The sequence below is a fragment of the Paenibacillus sp. WLX1005 genome, from assembly GCF_046603685.1.
Classification (GTDB): Bacteria; Bacillota; Bacilli; order Paenibacillales; family Paenibacillaceae; genus Saccharibacillus.
Genome location: NZ_CP176756.1, coordinates 63,272 through 81,478, shown reverse-complemented (window position 1 = coordinate 81,478; position 18,207 = coordinate 63,272). Strand labels below are relative to the sequence as shown.

Here is an 18,207-nt window from a genome sequence, read left to right as displayed (position 1 = left end):
CAAACTCATCCGTTTCAATCCGCTGTCCCAAACGGGAAAAATCAAACTGCCATCCGATCATTTCCGACACTCACGGCATCTTCTTAAAAGCGAATATTTATAAGCGACTCATTGTATTAAAAACCCCGATAATCAAGGAAAAACAACCTTGAAAATAAGTTTCTGAAAATATATTATTGCCATCTTAGCAAAGGGGGTATGGGCTGTCAAGAACGTTACAGCAGAATCACATGAAGTAATCCAGACAACAAAAATTTGCCTTCCCCTTGCATACGCCTGTCCTCTCTCTAAGGACAAAACAGGAATAAAGAACACTTTCATCCCATTTATCGGCTATCGTTGTATTTTATCTAGTTGTTTTGTAAATAAGGTATGTAAACATAGCAAAAAGACAAGCATTCGTATAATGATTAATATATGTGCATGATTATTCAAATCAAAGAGATTGTTGAATAATGCTCTCTCAGAAACCCAGTTGAACCGTTTCCCCTGCCAAACGTTCAGACCCAAGCTCAGACCCAGTATTGATTATTAATCTAATATTATTTCTCAATCATTCTCTTTTGTTGTCCATTAACTTTAAATTACTCTGCGCTTTCATATTCACTCATCATAAAGCTCAACTTTTGCTCAAAACATCTTTACTTATGCTCATTACAAATCATATATTTCAACTTACTCGTGGTGCTAGTTGATTTCAATAACCGTATCATTCATGAAATGCACAACAAAAGAGAAGGAAAAACCTGACGATCTGTTTATTTCATGCTTAAGAATGCTAAGCATAGGTTTAGTTTGTAAATTAGTTCAATTTATTTGTCCTGAAATAATAGGTATTTTATATTAACTAGCACCGCGGGTTTTAACTCATGAAAATATAATTCCTAAGCAAAATAGATCGCTATTCGTAAACGTCTATACTCAATACTCCACCTACCACTTCTTACTTCTTACTTCTTACTTCTTACTTCTTACTTCTTACTTCTTACTTCTTACTTCTTACTTCTTACTTCTTACTTCTTACTTCTTACTTCTTACTTCTTACTTCAAATATTGTACAAATCAATCAAAAAAACACAAAAAAATTCAAAAAATTAACGGTTGCTCATCCTAAGCTATAACTGCAATCAAGCTATTCAACAACCAAAAAAATTCAAAATCTTTACCAGAAAAACTGGATAAATCAAATCAGAATAGTTATTATGGTAGTCAAACCATCTTACACATCGAAAGGAGATTAATGATGAAAAAAGGAATTACCTCTTTGCTAATTGGATCTGCTTTACTGGTAGGAACAGGTACAGGTGCCTTGGCTGCCACAAATTTAGAAAAGGTTACAGCTTACTTAAACGACCAAGTAAAAGTTGAGGTCGATGGTAGTGCAGCAACTCTCCAATCGTCAGACGGCACCAAAGTTACACCACTCACATATGATGGAACTACGTATCTTCCGGTACGCGCTACAGCCGACTTGCTTGGTGCAGATGTAAAATACAACTCTGCAAGTGGTACTATTCAATTCACAACAGCAACCGGTAACACGTATGGAGCTAGTAGTACAAGTGATAGTACAACGAGCAGCTCTGATAGTACTGGCATTAGCAGTACTGATAATTCGTATGATCCTGCAACAGATACTTCTGCTATTGGCAATGACACATCTGATAGCGCAACAAGCAATACGTATAGTGATACCAGTACTGGTTACTGACATCATTCCATTAACATTTCAATCCTTCAGTTAAGGTATATAAGTATACCCTAAGCACATCGTATTGATTCTATCGAATCACAATGCAAATCATCCAGTCAAACAGACCGATACTTCGTCTAATAACGGATATCGGTCTGTTTTATTTGATTTACAATTTATGTCGAACTGGTTCAAAGCTACTGCTTATTATGTACTACTCCGCTCTGTTATATAACAATCATACCCACCTACAATAGATACCCTACGAGACAACAAAAAAAGACGTCATCCCGTGGGACAACGTTTTTTTTCTCTGTCTTGCTATTTCGCTTGGCAACGTCCTACTCTCCCAGGACCCTGCGGTCCAAGTACCATCGGCGCTGGAGGGCTTAACGGTCGTGTTCGGGATGGGTACGTGTGGAACCCCTCCGCCATCATCACCAAACGTGCAGATGTGTTAATCACCTGAAAACTGAATCCGAAACGATCCATCGCGTGTCTAGAATCTTGGATAAGCCCTCGACCGATTAGTATTGGTCAGCTCCATGCATTGCTGCACTTCCACCCCCAACCTATCAACCTCGTCGTCTTCAAGGGGTCTTACTAAACTTGGGAAATCTCATCTTGAGGGGGGCTTCACGCTTAGATGCTTTCAGCGCTTATCCCGTCCGCACGTAGCTACCCAGCGATGCTCCTGGCGGAACAACTGGTACACCAGCGGTGCGTCCATCCCGGTCCTCTCGTACTAAGGACAGCTCCTCTCAAATTTCCTACGCCCACGACAGATAGGGACCGAACTGTCTCACGACGTTCTGAACCCAGCTCGCGTACCGCTTTAATGGGCGAACAGCCCAACCCTTGGGACCTACTTCAGCCCCAGGATGCGATGAGCCGACATCGAGGTGCCAAACCTCCCCGTCGATGTGGACTCTTGGGGGAGATAAGCCTGTTATCCCCAGGGTAGCTTTTATCCGTTGAGCGATGGCCCTTCCATGCGGTACCACCGGATCACTAAGCCCGACTTTCGTCCCTGCTCGACTTGTAGGTCTCGCAGTCAAGCTCCCTTTTGCCTTTGCACTCTTCGAATGATTTCCAACCATTCTGAGGGAACCTTAGGGCGCCTCCGTTACATTTTAGGAGGCGACCGCCCCAGTCAAACTGCCCACCTGACACGGTCCCCGTACCGGATCACGGTACTAGGTTAGAACTCAGATGCGATCAGGGTGGTATCCCAACGGCGCCTCCAAGGAAGCTTGCGCTCCCTCTTCCAAGGCTCCCACCTATCCTGTACAAATCGCACCCCAGTTCAATATCAAGCTGCAGTAAAGCTCCATGGGGTCTTTCCGTCTTGTCGCGGGTAACCTGCTCTTCACAGGTATTAAAATTTCACCGGATCTCTCGTTGAGACAGCGCCCAAATCGTTACGCCATTCGTGCGGGTCAGAATTTACCTGACAAGGAATTTCGCTACCTTAGGACCGTTATAGTTACGGCCGCCGTTTACTGGGGCTTCGGTTCATAGCTTCGCCCGAAGACTAACCACTCCCCTTAACCTTCCAGCACCGGGCAGGCGTCAGCCCGTATACTTCGCCTTGCGGCTTCGCACAGACCTGTGTTTTTGCTAAACAGTCGCTTGGGCCTTTTCACTGCGGCCCCCTCGTGCTATTCACACTACCGGGGCACCCCTTCTCCCGAAGTTACGGGGTCATTTTGCCGAGTTCCTTAACGAGAGTTCTTCCGCGCGCCTTAGAATTCTCTTCTCACCTACCTGTGTCGGTTTGCGGTACGGGCACCTGCTTCCTGGCTAGAGGCTTTTCTTGGCAGTGTGAGATCATGACCTTCGCTACTATATATTTCGCTCCCCATCACAGCTTGACCTTGAAGTGTGCGGATTTGCCTACACACAAGCCTCACTGCTTAGACAGGCATCCATCAGCCTGCGTCACTACCCTCCTGCGTCACCCCGTTGCTCATAGCGGCTTTCGGTGGTACAGGAATTTCAACCTGTTGTCCGTCGACTACGCCTTTCGGCCTCGCCTTAGGTCCCGACTTACCCTGAGAGGACGAGCCTTCCTCAGGAACCCTTAGGTTTTCGGCGGATCAGATTCTCACTGATCTTTTCGTTACTCATACCGGCATTCTCACTTGAATGATGTCCAGCGCTCCTTGCGGTACACCTTCAATCCTCATTCAACGCTCCCCTACCCCTGATGCGAATGCATCAAGCCATAGCTTCGGTGGTGTGTTTAGCCCCGTTACATTTTCGGCGCAGAGTCACTCGACCAGTGAGCTATTACGCACTCTTTCAATGGTGGCTGCTTCTAAGCCAACATCCTGGTTGTCTGGGCAACTCCACATCCTTTTCCACTTAACACACACTTCGGGACCTTAGCTGATGGTCTGGGCTGTTTCCCTTTCGACAATGGACCTTAGCACCCACTGTCTGACTCCCGGAATAAAGTCTGCGGCATTCGGAGTTTGACTGAACTTGGTAACCCTTGCGGGCCCCGCATCCAATCAGTGCTCTACCTCCGCGACTCATCTTCCGAGGCTAGCCCTAAAGCTATTTCGGGGAGAACCAGCTATCTCCGGGTTCGATTGGAATTTCTCCGCTACCCCCACCTCATCCCCGCACTTTTCAACGTGCGTGGGTTCGGACCTCCAGTACGTGTTACCGTACCTTCATCCTGGACAGGGGTAGATCACCCGGTTTCGGGTCTACGTCCACGTACTACAGTCGCCCTATTCAGACTCGCTTTCGCTGCGGCTCCGGCTTCTCACCTTAACCTTGCACGGGAACGTAACTCGCCGGTTCATTCTACAAAAGGCACGCCATCACCCATAGATCGGGCTCTGACTTTTTGTAAGCACACGGTTTCAGGTTCTATTTCACTCCCCTTCCGGGGTCCTTTTCACCTTTCCCTCACGGTACTGCTTCACTATCGGTCGCTAGGGAGTATTTAGCCTTACCAGATGGTCCTGGCAGATTCATACGGGGTTTCACGTGCCCCGCACTACTCGGGATCCGTCTCGGAGGGAACATACTTTCAATTACAGGGCTTTCACCTTCTACGGCGGGCCGTTCCAGACCTCTTCATCTACCATATTCCTTTGTCACTCCAAAGAGACGTCCCACAACCCCAAGAAGCAAGCTTCTTGGTTTAGGCTGTTCCGCGTTCGCTCGCCGCTACTGACGGAATCACTCTTGTTTTCTCTTCCTGAGGGTACTTAGATGTTTCAGTTCCCCTCGTCTGCCTCTGCACATCCTATGTATTCAGATGTGAGCCACTGGAGATGAATCCAGTGAGGTTTCCCCATTCGGACATCCCCGGATCAACGCTTGCTTACAGCTCCCCGAGGCCTTATCGTTGTTCGCCACGTCCTTCGTCGGCTCCTAGCGCCTAGGCATCCACCGTGTGCTCTTACTAGCTTAACCTAGTTGGTGGTCTTCTTATCAAAAGAAGAACCTATCATTACTCTTCGTTACCGATCCTGTTTACACAGTTTCCAGTAAGAACAGTTTTCTAAAACGCGATGTTTCGTTTCGGTATCCAGTTTTCAAGGATCAACTTGAAAGAGTGGTTGCTCTTTCAAAACTGACAACGAGTGAGTTCCAAGCCGACCGGCTTGTCCTCTTCTTGCGAAGAGGGGTTGAAGCATTCCGCTTCGTATTTGAATGTCTTCGTTGCAGAAGACGATTCTCCATAGAAAGGAGGTGATCCAGCCGCACCTTCCGATACGGCTACCTTGTTACGACTTCACCCCAATCATCTACCCCACCTTCGGCGGCTGGCTCCTTGCGGTTACCCCACCGACTTCGGGTGTTGCAAACTCTCGTGGTGTGACGGGCGGTGTGTACAAGACCCGGGAACGTATTCACCGCGGCATGCTGATCCGCGATTACTAGCAATTCCGACTTCATGCAGGCGAGTTGCAGCCTGCAATCCGAACTGAGACCGGCTTTTTAGGATTCGCTCCACCTCGCGGCTTCGCTTCCCGTTGTACCGGCCATTGTAGTACGTGTGTAGCCCAGGTCATAAGGGGCATGATGATTTGACGTCATCCCCACCTTCCTCCGGTTTGTCACCGGCAGTCTGCTTAGAGTGCCCATCATTACATGCTGGCAACTAAGCATAAGGGTTGCGCTCGTTGCGGGACTTAACCCAACATCTCACGACACGAGCTGACGACAACCATGCACCACCTGTCTAGAATGTTCCGAAGAAAAGGTACATCTCTGTACCGGTCATTCCGATGTCAAGACCTGGTAAGGTTCTTCGCGTTGCTTCGAATTAAACCACATACTCCACTGCTTGTGCGGGTCCCCGTCAATTCCTTTGAGTTTCAGTCTTGCGACCGTACTCCCCAGGCGGAATGCTTAATGTGTTAACTTCGGCACCAAGGGTATCGAAACCCCTAACACCTAGCATTCATCGTTTACGGCGTGGACTACCAGGGTATCTAATCCTGTTTGCTCCCCACGCTTTCGCGCCTCAGCGTCAGTTACAGCCCAGAGAGTCGCCTTCGCCACTGGTGTTCCTCCACATCTCTACGCATTTCACCGCTACACGTGGAATTCCACTCTCCTCTTCTGCACTCAAGTCACCCAGTTTCCGATGCGACCCGAAGTTGAGCTTCGGGATTAAACACCAGACTTACATGACCGCCTGCGCGCGCTTTACGCCCAATAATTCCGGACAACGCTTGCCCCCTACGTATTACCGCGGCTGCTGGCACGTAGTTAGCCGGGGCTTTCTTCTCAGGTACCGTCACTTCTCTAGCAGTTACTCTAGAAAACGTTCTTCCCTGGCAACAGAGCTTTACGATCCGAAAACCTTCATCACTCACGCGGCGTTGCTCCGTCAGGCTTTCGCCCATTGCGGAAGATTCCCTACTGCTGCCTCCCGTAGGAGTCTGGGCCGTGTCTCAGTCCCAGTGTGGCCGATCACCCTCTCAGGTCGGCTACGCATCGTCGCCTTGGTGAGCCGTTACCCCACCAACTAGCTAATGCGCCGCAGGCCCATCCTTCAGTGACAGATTGCTCCGTCTTTCGTTCGTCGTCCATGTGGACATCGAAAGTATCCGGTATTAGCTACCGTTTCCGGTAGTTATCCCAGGCTAAAGGGCAGGTTGCCTACGTGTTACTCACCCGTCCGCCGCTAAGTCTCAAGAAAGCAAGCTTTCTATTAACTCCGCTCGACTTGCATGTATTAGGCACGCCGCCAGCGTTCGTCCTGAGCCAGGATCAAACTCTCCATAAAAGTGTTTGACTTGCTCATTTCTTGCTGGCGAGAACATTGCTGTTCTCTATGTTTTGAAGAACCTAAGTTCTTCACTCACTCGTTGTTCAGTTTTCAAAGATCAAGCTCTTTCGTGTGCCGCGATGTCTCTCGCAGCAACTCTTATATCTTACCACCTCACCAGCTTGCTGTCAACAACTTTTTTTGAAGTTATTTTTCAGTCCGTTTGATGGGAGCTGAATGACATAGAAGCTCATATTCAGGTGATAACCCGCAACGACAAGCTTACTTGACCGCGCTAGATTTATAGAATACCACATACTTTGAAAGTAAACAAGCTTTTTTATAAATTTTATTTATCGGGTGAAAGGTAAATTTAATCGGTGCTTATTTTATTGTTTTAGATTGTGCTGTTGTCCATTCAATATGAAGCAATGATTGCTGTAATTGTTTTATCTTTTCAAAGTTAATGTAGAGTCGTACATAGTATATGAGCTTTATATGGAACAGTTATGTTTTGCTTTGGGAAGATTACTTAATCTTACTCGTAATTTGATCGCAAATGGGTACAGCTATGTAGCAATGGGGGAGGGTTGAGATGACTGCTTGATGATAGCGTTCGATGGTAGGGCTTCATGATAGAGAAGCAATAGTATAGAAGAAGTGAAGTACAAAAGAGCCATTATCTGATGTATTACGACGAGGAATGTTTGTACAACAAACGAAACGGCTACTCCTCCAAAGATCTTTGGGGAGTAACCGTTTTTGAATGTACTTTTTTGTTGTCTACTTGATGAGACTGTGACTATTGGAAACGTACATGTTTTTGCTGTCTACTTCATAGAGCTATGACCACTTAAAGTTCATAGAGATATGATCACTTGAAGCTTACTTGTTGAGCGCCTAGTCGAGTCGACGGTGGTTATGACGATGGGTCATGTCCTTTTTCCGTTAGGGCGTTTTGTGGATCATATACTGTCATGATCATAGGTGACTCTATGAGTAGCATCACGTTTAATCTGTGAGTGGTATACAGCTCGATTTATGGGTGACATAGAGCTTAATTTGTGAGTGACATAGAGCTCAATTCATGATATTCATAACTCTTGGCATACATGCTAAGTGATATGGCATTTATGGTAAGCGTCATGGCTTCTATGCTGTGTTAAGCCTCAATTGAGATGCTTATTCTCCGGACTGGTTGCGCATGTGTGGGAACAGCAAAACGTCACGGATCGATGCAGCATTCGTAAGCAGCATGATCAAGCGGTCGACACCGATGCCGAGTCCGCCGGTTGGTGGCATACCGTATTCCAATGCACGCAGGAAGTCTTCGTCCATCTCATGAGCTTCATCGTTGCCTTGTTCTTTTTCTTGCAGCTGCGCCTCAAAGCGCTGACGCTGGTCGATTGGATCATTCAGCTCGGTAAATGCGTTGGCGTGTTCACGCGCAACGATAAACAGTTCAAAGCGATCCGTGAAGCGTGGATCTTCTTCGTTTTTCTTCGCCAGTGGGGAAATTTCTACCGGATGTCCGGTAATAAATGTCGGCTGGATCAGTGTTTCTTCTACGAAGTCTTCAAAGAAAGCATTCAAAATATGACCGAATGTCATATGTGGCTCGACTTTTACGCCATGTTCTTTGGCAAGTGCTTGTGCTTCTTCATTGCTCATATGCACGCCGAAGTCTACGCCTTTGACTTCTTTGACGGCATCGACCATGGATACACGGCGCCATTGCGGAGTCAGGTCGACTTCTTGACCTTGATAGTTGATGACGGTGCTACCCAGCACTTCTTGAGCAATATGAGCAACCAGATTTTCGGTCAGGCTCATGATGTCTTTGTAATCGGCGTATGCTTCATACAACTCGATCATAGTAAATTCTGGATTGTGACGGGTGGAGATTCCCTCGTTACGGTATACGCGTCCGATCTCGTATACTTTCTCCAAACCGCCGACGATCAGGCGTTTCAGATGCAGCTCAATCGCGATGCGCATGTATAACTGCATATCCAGCGCATTATGATGGGTAATAAACGGCTTGGCTGCCGCTCCACCAGCGATGCTATGCAACGTTGGCGTTTCCACTTCCAGATAGCCGAGCGAATCCAGGTAACGGCGCATCGACTGGATAATACGGGAACGCGTGATAAAGGTATGCTGCACTTCCGGGTTCACGATCAGATCGACATAGCGCTGACGGTAACGCAGCTCTACGTCTTTGATGCCGTGGTATTTGTCCGGCAATGGCAGCAGAGATTTGGTCAGTACTTCCAGTTCTTTGACTTTAATGGACATCTCGCCGGTTTTGGTTTTGAAGACTGTTCCTTTGACACCGACGATATCGCCTAGATCCAGAATGCTGAATGCTTCGTATTGTGCTTCGGCTACGGTATCCTTGCGTACGTAGATTTGGATACGTCCGCTCAGATCCTGAATATGTGCAAAGCTGGCTTTACCCATGCCGCGTTTGGTCATGATGCGACCTGCCAGACTTACGGTTACTGCTTTTTCTTCCAGCTCTTCTTTGGTGAGTGTATCGTAGGTGTGCACCACTTCGGCTGCATTGGTTGTGCGAACGTACTTTTTACCGAATGGGTCGATACCCAGTCCTCGTAGTTCGTCCAGCTTCGCCCGGCGCAACTGTAGCATTTCGTTCAATTCGCTTTCGCTCATAACGGTCTCTTCGTTCTGACCGGGATTCAATGTTTCATCAGACATCGCTGAAATTCAACTCCTTCAATAAATAGCTTTTGCAATTTGATTATCAACCGCTTGTACAATCCAAAACGATCCTTATCGTTGTCGGCGATATACGCACATAGGTATAGTTTACTTGATTTGACCTGAAACTGAAATCCGTAAAACGGGATATTTTCATGAATTTCAGTCAGATTTCAAGAAAAAAGCTCCCCTGGGGGAAGCTTTTTACGAATGGATCATGGTGTGTAACACCATTATTATTTTTTGATTTCCAAAATTTTGTACTGGATGACGCCGGCAGGTACGTTCACGTCTACGACGATTCCCTGCTTTTTGCCAAGGATTGCTTTGCCAACCGGGCTTTCGTTGGAGATTTTGTTCTGAGAAGGATCGGATTCGGCACTACCTACAATGGTATATTCCATCGTATCGCCAAACTCCAGATCTTGTACGATAACGGTTGCACCAATGCTCACCGCATCTGTATCAATCTCATCACTGTTAATAATCCGTGCATTACGCAGCATTTTCTCCAGTGTAATGATACGTCCTTCGATGAATGCCTGTTCGTTCTTGGCATCTTCATATTCGGAGTTCTCACTGATATCACCGTATCCGATGGCGATCTTGATCCGTTCCGCTACCTCACGGCGTTTAACCGATTTGAGGTTTTCGAGTTCGTCTTCCAGCTTCTTTAGACCGTCCTGTGTCAAAATGACTTCTTTATCGCTCATCTTAACCAATTCTCCTGTCGTGTGAATAATTTTCAACCACTCGCTATATCAAATCCAACCATTAACTCAGGCAAATTTATACTGCAAAAGTATATTGGAATGAAAATGAAATGTCAACAAAAAGGCAGACCCTGCCGGAAGAACCTAAAAACCGACAAAAAACTGCCTTCTGTAAAGCAAATAAACGGTATGATTCGATGTCTATTGTTGTGCATGTACTTATCTGAATTGGTAAGTATGATGACAGTTGAACTTGATAGTAGAAAATGTGCAGTTATACGCAGCGTGAGCTCTGAATGCCTCCTGTTCCCCTACCCGAGTGAACTTCATCATATGGATTCATTCACATGATACATGAAAAAGCAGACTTCGTCGTATAACAAAGTCCGCTTTGGGTGATACATATATAATCGTTGCTACTACTCAGACTGAAGCTGGGGTTGCGCATTGTACCTGTACAAACGGAACGGCTTCGTAGTCAGCAGCAGAGCCTGCCAGACTGGGCTGATTCTCAAGGAAGTTGTGCAGGATACGTACCATCTCATCGCGCTTCGTTTCTTCCATGATGGAATCTTTGATTTTGGCAGAGCCTTTCAGCCCTTTTAAATACCAGGACAGATGCTTGCGCATCTCTCTCATCGCTACCTGTTCACCTTTGAGATTGATGAGACGATCCATATGCAGGATGGCAATGCGTACTTTTTCCTCCGCTGTTGGGTCGGGTAGCAGTTCGCCGGTTTTGAGATATTCGACGGTACGATACAGCATCCATGGGTTGCCGAGTGCACCGCGACCGATCATCACGCCGTCGCAGCCGGTCGTATCCAACATGCGCTTGGCGTCTTCGGGTGTCATGACATCGCCGTTACCAATGACGGGAATGGACACAGCTTCTTTTGCCTGCTTGATGTAGGACCAGTCTGCCTGACCGGTGTATAGCTGCTGGCGGGTACGAGCGTGCAGACTGATCGCTTTACCGCCTGCGGCTTCAACGGCTTTAGCGTTGTCGATTACGTAAATATGATCGTGATCCCAGCCGATGCGCATTTTGACAGTGACGGGCTTGCTGACGTTGGCGACGACAGCGGCCACCATTTCGTTGATCTTGTTCGGATCAAGCAGCCAGCGTGCACCAGCATCGATTTTGTTGATTTTGGGTGCTGGGCAGCCCATGTTGATGTCGATAATGTCGGCATTGCTATCCTGATCGACGACTTTGGCGGCTTCGACGAGGGAATGACGGTCACCGCCGAAAATTTGCAAGCTCATCGGCTTCTCGCGCTCATCGACGAATAGCATGTCGTGGGTACGTTTATTGCCGTGCAGGATGGCTTTGTCGCTAACCATCTCGGCACATACGAGACCGGTGCCGAACTCTTTGGCGATCAGACGGAACGCCGGGTTGCAGACGCCTGCCATCGGGGCAAGGACGACGCGATTTTTTAATTGAATATCACCGATTGTTAGCATCGGATGAGTCACTCCTTTTACTGGCAGCGCTAAACGGGACGACACGGTGTATAGACTAAGCGACGGAAGCGGCGCTTGTGGTAGATCTAAACAAGTATTCGCTGCTATTTTCTACATTATATATTACAAATTTGAACTAAAGGGCAGCGTTATAGGCGTGCACGTAGCGGATATCCTGCTGCTGCTCTTGAATGAGGTGCAGCGCAGAAGCAATATCTTCTGCTAGTTGCGGTGTCTGCTCTGACTGTACAATCTCTTGCAACGGCACCAGTACAAAAGCTCGCTCATACATACGTGGATGCGGCAATTGTAATCGTTCCGTATTCAGCGATACGTTCTTCATCCATAGCAAATCCAGATCAACGGTACGTGGACCCCAGCGGATATCGCGTACACGACCAAGTATGTTCTCGATGTCCAGCATGATGTCCAGCAGTTGTTCCGGCTGTAGAGTAGTGCGGACGGCGATCACCATATTGTAAAAAGCAGGCTGATCCACATAGCCAACTGGCGCAGTTTCGTAGATACCGGAACAGCGCAGCACGTCGATATGATCATGCTGGTGCAATCGTTGAATCGCTTCATGCAATGTCTGCTCACGTTCGCCAAGATTGGCGCCTAAAGCAATATAAGCCTCTGAGTGATCAGAGGAAGATGATGGGTTACTCACTTGCATACGCTCACTTTCGTGTACGCCGCAGCTGTACGGTCACGCCCTGAAAATGAATATCAAACGGCGGGTGCGGCTTGGTCACTCCAACGGTCAGTGCATGTACACCAGTATAAGCATCCAGCAAAGTGGATGCAATACATTCCGCGAGTGCTTCGATCAATTGGAATGATTGTTGTTCGACAACGTCTTTGACCTTTTCATGAATCTCGGCGTAATTGATCGTTGTGCTTAGATCATCGGTTTGACCAGCGCGGGACAGATCAAGCTCTAGTTCGAGATCGACATAGAAGCGTTGACCGAGCTTGCGTTCTTCTTCAAATACGCCGTGGTAGCCGTAGTATTCCATCCGGGTCAGTATCATTTTGTCCATAACGTTCAGCTCCTTGAAGATAGTAGGGAGAAATCAGGATTGCAGCATGGCATCACACATCATTGCCATTTTCTTGTTGGCGCGTACATCGTGCACGCGAATAATCTGGCAGCCCTGCGCAATGCCAAAAGCAGTTGTGGCTGTTGTGCCTTCAACTACATCGTTCGCAGGTGCGTCCAGCACGGAACGGATAAATCGTTTACGAGATGTGCCTAACAACAGGGGATACTTCAGCACATGCAGCTCATCCAAACGGCGCATCAGCTCCAAATTATGCTGTGCATGCTTGGCAAAACCGATGCCGGGATCAAGAATGATATGATTAGCGTCAATGCCTGCTTGCAGCGCCAGATCAATCCGCTGCTGCAAATCACGACAAACGTCAGCTGCCACATCGGTATAATCCATATCGTACCGGTTGTGCATAAGAATATACGGGCAGCCCGCTTCTGCGACAACGGCAAACATCTGCTCATCCGCCATGCCGCCCCAGACGTCATTGACGATATGGGCGCCGGCTTGCAGTGACTGACGCGCGACTTCGGCTTTGTACGTATCGATTGATAAGGTGAGCTGCGGTAGTTCATGATGCAGTGCGGCAATAACAGGTAGTACGCGATCCAGCTCCTCTTGAGCCGATACCGGATCATGACCGGGACGAGTTGATTCGCCGCCGATGTCGATTATATCCGCTCCTTCTTCTGCCATCTGCATAGCATGACGCAGGGCAGTGTCGACTGATGTATAACTGCCACCATCAGAAAAGGAATCCGGTGTAATATTCAAAATGCCCATGATCTTGGTCGTCTGATCCAGTGTAAGACTGGCAGCGCCAAAATCGTATTGGCGGGTATATCGTACAGGCTGCTTCACGGTTGGCAAGCCTCCTTTTCATAAGCTTCATATAAAGCTGTCGTCCACCGTCCCGGTTGTCCGCCGGATACAGGGATCTCATGATCATCGTCCAGCAGCACGGTGATTGGTACCAGCTCTTGAATAGAATTGGTCATAAAAATCTCGTTGGCGCGCTGTAATTGCTGCCAGTTGTACAGCCCCTTTTCCACTGGCAATTCCAGTTGCTCTGCCAGCTCTATAATATAGCTGCGCGTAATGCCGGGCAAAATGCCAGTATCGACCGAAGGGGTGTACAGACAATCCTCCTGTACGAAAAACAAATTGCTGACGATGCCTTCTGCCAGATGTCCCTCTGCGGTTAGCATCAAGCCTTCGACGGAGGCAGAGGGTTGGTCATTGTACAGCGCTAGTTCACGTTTGCCGAGAATGCTGTTCATGTAATGCAGCGATTTGAACCGAATATCGCCTTCGGGTGTGTTGCGAACGGTGTGCAAGCGACGCAATGCTTTGCTTTTGCCGGATAATCGTTCTTGTGTATTGCCCTGTAAAGCTAGCGGCAGTGGCTTGGCGTAGATAACGATAGTCGGCTGTGTATAAGGACCGGATGGCAAACCGAGAATGTCCTCGCCTGCGGAGACAGTGTAGCGGATATATGCTTCTGCTAGCTGATTTGCCTGCATCAGCTCAGCAATCTGCTGGCACACCTGGTCGGCTGTCTCATTCCACTGAATGCCTAACGACTGACAACCTGCTTGCAGACGACGCATATGCTTGTCCAATAAAAAAGGACGTCCGCGATACGTACGGAACGTCTCAAACAGCCCCATTCCATACAAGAAGCCGTGATCCATGACGGAAACCACGGCTTGCTCTGTCGGTGTAATCACACCATTTATACTGACGTTATTCATACGCTGGCAGGCTTGTCCACTTTGCGGCTGAGGAAGTTGCGCAGAATGGTATGACCATGATCGGTTACGATGGATTCTGGATGGAATTGTACGCCCTCCACCTGATATTCCTTATGGCGCAGACCCATGATCTCGCCTTCCGCTGTCTCAGCGGTAATCTCCAGACAATCTGGCAGACTTTCGCGCTCAACGATCAGGGAGTGGTAACGGGTAGCGGTGAACGGGGACGGCAGATTCTCAAAAACAGAATGGGATTCATGCAAAATAGGAGACGTCTTGCCATGCATCAGACGCTCTGCACGAATAACATTGCCGCCAAATGCCTGACCAATTGCCTGATGACCGAGACAGACGCCAAAGATGGGAATCTCGCCTTTGAACGTTTGGATGACATCAATCGTGACGCCCGCTTCATTCGGTGTACACGGTCCCGGCGACAACAGTATATGATCCGGTGCCAGTGCACGAATGCCTTCCATATCGATCTCATCGTTACGGCGAACGACAACCTCTTCGCCTAGCTCGCCCAGATATTGCACCAGATTGTACGTAAAGGAATCATAGTTATCAATTACAAGTATCATGATATATCCTCCTCTTGCTGCTTGGCTTGATCATACTGTTCACTCAGCATGACCGCTCGTGCCAGCGCTCTTGATTTATTAAAGCATTCACGGTATTCGCGATAAGGCTCCGAATCAATGACGATTCCGGCTCCTGCTTGCATATACGTCATTCGATCTTGGATGGTTAATGTTCGGATAATAATATTTAATTCCATATTGCCGTTATAGTCAATCCAGCCCATGGAGCCAGTATACGCGCCACGACGGGTATGTTCCAATTCTTCGATAATCTCCATCGTACGAATCTTGGGAGCGCCGGTAATTGTACCACCCGGAAACGTAGCGGCGATCACGTCATACACATCTTTGTTGTCCGCCAGCTCTGCTTGTACACCGGAGACGAGATGCATCACATGAGAATAGCGCTCAATCGTCAGCAGCTCTGGTACACGTACGGTGCCATAGCGAGCAATGCGTCCCAGATCGTTACGCTGCAAATCGACCAGCATAATATGCTCGGCGCGTTCCTTTTCGGTATGCAGCAGCTCCTGCTCCATGTCGTGGTCTTCCTGCTCTGTTGTGCCACGGCGGCGTGTTCCGGCGATAGGACGAGCAGATACAGAACCGTCGATGACAGACACGAGTAGCTCAGGCGAAGCCGATACGAGCTGGAAACCCGGCAATCGAAGCAAGCCCATATATGGCGACGGATTGGTCAGACGCAGCCATTCGTAGATCCTTTCCGGTGTGCTCTTGATCTGGCGATGGCTGCGTAGTGATAGATTCACCTGAAATACATCACCTTGACGGATATAATGCTGCACGGCACAAACTGCCTGCTCAAACTCCGCTTGTTGAAAATCAGTCGTAAATCCGTACGCATCCGTGCGCGAATCAGCTGTTGCTGGTGGATGCTGCTCCAGAAAGAATTGACGAGACGCCGCTGATTGAATATGTGCCGCTTGCTCCAGCCATTGTTGCCACTGCGCTGCCATTTGATCTGCGGCTGATGCTGCCTCTGTATACGCATGTTCCAAATGGATTGACGTGTAGCTGGCATCATTGCTGTTATGTGCAGCATGAGTTTGATTCTGCTGCGCTTCTGAATCTGTAGTATCCGTTGAGCTGGAATGTGTGGAACCGGATATGTTCATGCCAACCGCTGGGGTAGATTCAGCACGCGCATCTTCTTTTTGTAACAATGGAGTATGCACACAGCAATACAATAACCGCTCCTGATGATCGACGACCCATACTTGATCAAAGCGAAGCCATCCATATTCCGGCAATTCCAATTCATTGGATAACCGATTGGGCAAACGCTCCAGTGAGCGCGCTACATCGTAGCTGAGAAATCCGGCAATGCCACCAGTAAACGGCGGCACGTCCTTCACCCGTGGTGCGCGATAACGAGACATCCATTGTCGCAGAACATCTAGTGGTTTGCCTGTATATTCAATGTCTTTGTCAATCAATTGATCTGGCGATGGCGTATACGCTGGATCGTCACCTGGTTCTACAACTGCTGTAGATGTACTGCGTTGTCGTTCTTCCTGGTCGCCCTGTTGCAATATCACCGATTGCCCTTTCGTCAGATCGCCGCTCAGATATTCTACTGGCTGTACACCAATATAGCTGTAACGTCCGCTTTTGCCATTTTCCAGCAAGACGGTATGAGGAAACTGTTCACTCCATAACACTTCCCAGCTCTCTGGCAGCAGCTGCTCCGACAATGGAACACGCAAAATATAGGGCAGCTGGTTGTAGCCTTCTTCGCTCCATACCTGCCATTGCTGTAACGATATACATCCTCTGGTCAAACGTAGTTCCTCCAAGCTGATCATCTGTAGTTAGTCGTTAGTATACTAAAGCGTGGCGGACTTGAGAAGGGCAAGACGGGTAAAGAACGGATGAAGTCATAGGAAGATATAAAAAATCCTCCATTCCGCGTCAAGTGACACCGGAGATGGAGGACTTTTGCAAACTGTCGTTCAGAGAAGATACTACCTTTCTACTGATCCGCAGTATAGGATGCAACATAAAATTACGATTCGAAGTTGTACAGCGGTGTACTCAGGTAGCGTTCGCCGTTACTTGGGATAATTACGACGATGCGTTTGCCTTTGCCGAGTTCTTTGGCTACTTTCAGTGCGGCATGTACAGCTGCACCGGAAGAAATACCGGACAGTACGCCTTCTTCTTTGGCTACACGGCGTGCCGTTTCGAATGCTTCTTCGTTCTCTACGTGGATAATCTCATCGTAGATGTCACGGTTGAGAATTTCTGGAACGAAGTTGGCACCGATCCCTTGAATTTTGTGAGGACCGGGTTGTCCGCCTGCCAGAATCGGCGATGCCGCTGGCTCGACTGCATAAATTTTCACTTCAGGGAAACGCTCTTTGAGGATTTCGCCTGCGCCTGTGATCGTACCGCCTGTACCGATACCAGCGATAAAGGCATCCAGCGAACCGCCGATGGAATCGATCGCTTCCACGATCTCTGGACCGGTTGTTTCGCGGTGAATTTTCACATTGGCTTTGTTTTTAAATTGCTCTGCGATAAAGTAGTCCGGGTTTTCTTTGAGGATACTTTCCGCTTTTTTGACCGCACCGTTCATACCTTCCGATCCCGGAGTCAGCACCAGTTCAGCACCGTAGGCACGCAGCAGGTTACGACGCTCCAAGCTCATCGTTTCCGGCATCACGATCACGCATTTGTAGCCTTTGGCTGCTGCGACCATAGCCAGACCGATACCCGTGTTACCGCTGGTTGCTTCAACGATCGTACCGCCCGGTTTCAGCAGTCCTTGTTTTTCCGCTTCTTCCACAATGCTGATCGCAATGCGGTCTTTGACACTGGAACCCGGGTTTTGATATTCCAGCTTCAGATAGATTTCTGCGCTATCTTCCGGAACTAAACGGTTCAAACGAACGAGTGGAGTTCCTCCAATCAATTCTGTCACGTTATTTACGACTTTTGCCATGCGTGTT

11 protein-coding genes and 3 rRNA genes are annotated in these 18,207 nt (G+C 48.2%); 1 reads left to right on the top strand and 13 read right to left on the bottom strand.

What is annotated here, in order from left to right; translation table 11 throughout:
• Positions 1 to 1,240: 1,240 nt before the first annotated feature.
• Positions 1,241 to 1,711 (top strand): stalk domain-containing protein, encoded by a 471-nt coding sequence (locus ACE3MZ_RS00340; protein WP_411344599.1) that lies wholly within the window; start codon positions 1,241 to 1,243, stop codon positions 1,709 to 1,711.
• Positions 1,712 to 2,021: 310 nt separating this feature from the next.
• Here ACE3MZ_RS00340 and rrf read toward each other — a convergent pair.
• From rrf to cysK, 13 genes are all read right to left on the bottom strand, one after another.
• Positions 2,022 to 2,138 (bottom strand): 5S ribosomal RNA (gene rrf / locus ACE3MZ_RS00335).
• A 62-nt stretch (positions 2,139 to 2,200) separates the two neighbouring features.
• A 23S ribosomal RNA gene (locus ACE3MZ_RS00330) occupies positions 2,201 to 5,128 on the bottom strand.
• A 272-nt stretch (positions 5,129 to 5,400) separates the two neighbouring features.
• Positions 5,401 to 6,953, bottom strand: a 16S ribosomal RNA gene (locus tag ACE3MZ_RS00325).
• Together the 16S, 23S and 5S rRNA genes form the textbook arrangement of a ribosomal RNA operon.
• 1,164 nt (positions 6,954 to 8,117) lie before the next feature.
• Positions 8,118 to 9,656, bottom strand: coding sequence for a lysine--tRNA ligase (gene lysS / locus ACE3MZ_RS00320; protein WP_411344598.1), 1,539 nt, complete (start codon positions 9,654 to 9,656; stop codon positions 8,118 to 8,120).
• Between the two features lie 239 nt (positions 9,657 to 9,895).
• Entirely contained in the window at positions 9,896 to 10,372 is a 477-nt protein-coding gene (gene greA / locus ACE3MZ_RS00315; RefSeq protein ID WP_411344597.1) for a transcription elongation factor GreA, read from the bottom strand.
• A gap of 423 nt (positions 10,373 to 10,795) precedes the next feature.
• The gene (gene dusB, locus ACE3MZ_RS00310) at positions 10,796 to 11,842 is read right to left on the bottom strand and encodes a tRNA dihydrouridine synthase DusB (protein WP_411344596.1); all 1,047 of its coding nucleotides are present in this window, start codon (positions 11,840 to 11,842) and stop codon (positions 10,796 to 10,798) included.
• A gap of 136 nt (positions 11,843 to 11,978) precedes the next feature.
• Positions 11,979 to 12,512 carry a 2-amino-4-hydroxy-6-hydroxymethyldihydropteridine diphosphokinase gene (folK, locus tag ACE3MZ_RS00305; protein ID WP_411344595.1) on the bottom strand — a complete coding sequence of 178 codons (534 nt, stop codon included), beginning with the start codon at positions 12,510 to 12,512 and terminating at the stop codon, positions 11,979 to 11,981.
• 10 nt (positions 12,513 to 12,522) lie between these two features.
• Complete coding sequence (folB, locus tag ACE3MZ_RS00300) at positions 12,523 to 12,885, bottom strand: dihydroneopterin aldolase (protein WP_411344594.1); 363 nt, start codon at positions 12,883 to 12,885, stop codon at positions 12,523 to 12,525.
• A gap of 33 nt (positions 12,886 to 12,918) precedes the next feature.
• Entirely contained in the window at positions 12,919 to 13,758 is an 840-nt protein-coding gene (gene folP / locus ACE3MZ_RS00295) for a dihydropteroate synthase (protein ID WP_411344593.1), read from the bottom strand.
• Positions 13,755 to 14,651 carry an aminodeoxychorismate lyase gene (pabC, locus tag ACE3MZ_RS00290; protein WP_411344592.1) on the bottom strand — a complete coding sequence of 299 codons (897 nt, stop codon included), beginning with the start codon at positions 14,649 to 14,651 and terminating at the stop codon, positions 13,755 to 13,757. Before pabC ends, folP begins: the two co-directional genes overlap by 4 nt.
• A complete protein-coding gene (gene pabA, locus ACE3MZ_RS00285; protein WP_367064466.1) occupies positions 14,648 to 15,235 on the bottom strand; it encodes an aminodeoxychorismate/anthranilate synthase component II in 588 nt (195 codons plus the stop codon). The genes pabC and pabA overlap by 4 nt, the downstream gene beginning before the upstream one ends.
• Positions 15,232 to 17,037, bottom strand: coding sequence for an anthranilate synthase component I family protein (locus ACE3MZ_RS00280; protein WP_411344591.1), 1,806 nt, complete (start codon positions 17,035 to 17,037; stop codon positions 15,232 to 15,234). Before ACE3MZ_RS00280 ends, pabA begins: the two co-directional genes overlap by 4 nt.
• Before the next feature lie 224 nt (positions 17,038 to 17,261).
• Positions 17,262 to 18,200 (bottom strand): cysteine synthase A, encoded by a 939-nt coding sequence (gene cysK / locus ACE3MZ_RS00275; RefSeq protein ID WP_411344590.1) that lies wholly within the window; start codon positions 18,198 to 18,200, stop codon positions 17,262 to 17,264.
• Between the last annotated feature and the right edge of the window lie 7 nt (positions 18,201 to 18,207).